The organism is Actinoplanes sp. NPDC048791 (genome assembly GCF_040650095.1).
Classification (GTDB): Bacteria; Actinomycetota; Actinomycetes; order Mycobacteriales; family Micromonosporaceae; genus Actinoplanes.
In genome coordinates, this window is sequence record NZ_JBEZGQ010000209.1 from 1 (window position 1) to 1,715 (window position 1,715).

Consider the following 1,715-nt stretch of genomic DNA (forward strand, 5'->3'; position numbering starts at 1 on the left):
GGCGGTCTTCGCGATGGCCAACACCTCGCCGGTCGCGGACACCGCCGGCGTCGTCGAGCAGGTCTGGCGGCTGGGCCGCGAGGCCGGCCTGGTCGACGTGCAGCCGATCGGCGCGGTCACCGTCGGGCTGGCCGGCAAGCAGCTGGCCGAGCTGGGCGCGATGGCCACCTCGGCCGCCGGCGTGCGGATCTTCTCCGACGACGGCCACTGCGTGGCCGACCCGCGCCTGATGCGCCGCGCCCTGGAGTACGTGAAGGCGTTCGACGGCATCATCGCCCAGCACGCGGAGGAGCCGCGGCTGACCGAGGGCGCCCAGATGCACGAGGGTGAGGTCTCCACCCGGCTCGGGCTGACCGGCTGGCCCGCGGTGGCCGAGGAGGCGATCATCGCCCGCGACGTGCTGCTGGCCGAGCACGTCGGCAGCCGCCTGCACGTCTGCCACGTCTCCACCGCCGGGTCGGTCGAGGTGCTGCGCCAGGCCAAGGCCCGCGGCGTACGGGTGACCGCCGAGGTCACGCCGCACCACCTGCTGCTGACCGACGAGCTCGCCGCCAGCTACGACCCGGTCTACAAGGTCAATCCGCCGCTGCGCACCGCCGCCGACGTGCGCGCCCTGCGCCAGGCCCTGGTCGACGGTGTGATCGACATCGTGGCCACCGACCATGCGCCGCACGCGGTCGAGGACAAGGAATGTGAGTGGGCCTACGCCCGCCCGGGCATGGTGGGTCTCGAGACGGCCCTGCCGGTCGTGCTCTCCGTCCTCGGGGAGCAGTGGGAGCTCATCGCCGAGCGCATGTCCCGCGCCCCGGCCCGCATCGCCGGCCTCACCGGGCACGGCACCGACCTCGCGGCCGGCACGCCGGCCAACCTGACGCTGGTGGACCCGTCCGCCCGCCGGGTCGTCGACCCGGCCGAGCTGGCGAGCCGCAGCCGCAACACACCGTACGCGGGCACCACCCTGCCGGGTCGCATCGTCGCGACCTTCCTCCGGGGAGAGCCGACCGTCCTGGATGGGAAGGCCGTCAAGTGAAACCAGCAATTCTTGTACTCGAAGATGGACGCACGTTCCGTGGTCAGTCCTACGGCGCCGAGGGGGAGACCTTCGGTGAGGCCGTGTTCACCACCGGCATGACCGGCTACCAGGAGACGCTGACCGACCCGTCGTACCACCGGCAGGTCGTCGTGCAGACCGCGCCGCAGATCGGCAACACCGGCGTCAACGCCGAGGACGACGAGTCGGACCGGATCTGGGTGGCCGGCTACGTGGTCCGCGACCCGGCCCGCCGGCCGTCGAACTGGCGCTCGACCGGCGACCTCGGTGAGCGGCTCACCGCCGAGGGCATCGTCGGCATCAGCGGCGTCGACACCCGCGCCCTGACCCGCCACCTGCGCGAACGCGGCGCGATGCGGGTCGGCATCTCGACCGTCGACCTCGACCCGGCCTCGCTCAAGGCGCGGGTGCTGGCCCAGCCCCAGATGACCGGCGCCGACCTGTCCGCCGAGGTCACCACGGCCGAGCGGTACACGGTCGAAGCGGTCGGCGAGCACCGGTACACGGTCGCCGCGCTGGACCTGGGTATCAAGCGCAACGTCTCCCGGCGGCTGGCCGAGCGTGGCGTGACCACGCACATCTTCCCGGCCTCCTCGACGATCGAGCAGCTGCTGGAGGTCTCTCCGGACGCGGTGTTCCTGTCGCCCGGCCCGGGCGACCCGGC

The 1,715-nt window shown here is 73.0% G+C and carries 2 protein-coding genes; both read left to right on the plus strand.

Translation table 11 applies throughout. The annotated features are described in order from the left end of the window. The coding region (locus AB0C29_RS17500) for a dihydroorotase (protein WP_360821302.1) at nucleotides 1-1,030 on the plus strand (1,030 nt) is incomplete at its 5' end. Then, the coding region (locus AB0C29_RS17505) for a carbamoyl phosphate synthase small subunit (protein ID WP_360821304.1) at nucleotides 1,027-1,715 on the plus strand (689 nt) is incomplete at its 3' end. The genes AB0C29_RS17500 and AB0C29_RS17505, both read left to right, overlap by 4 nt.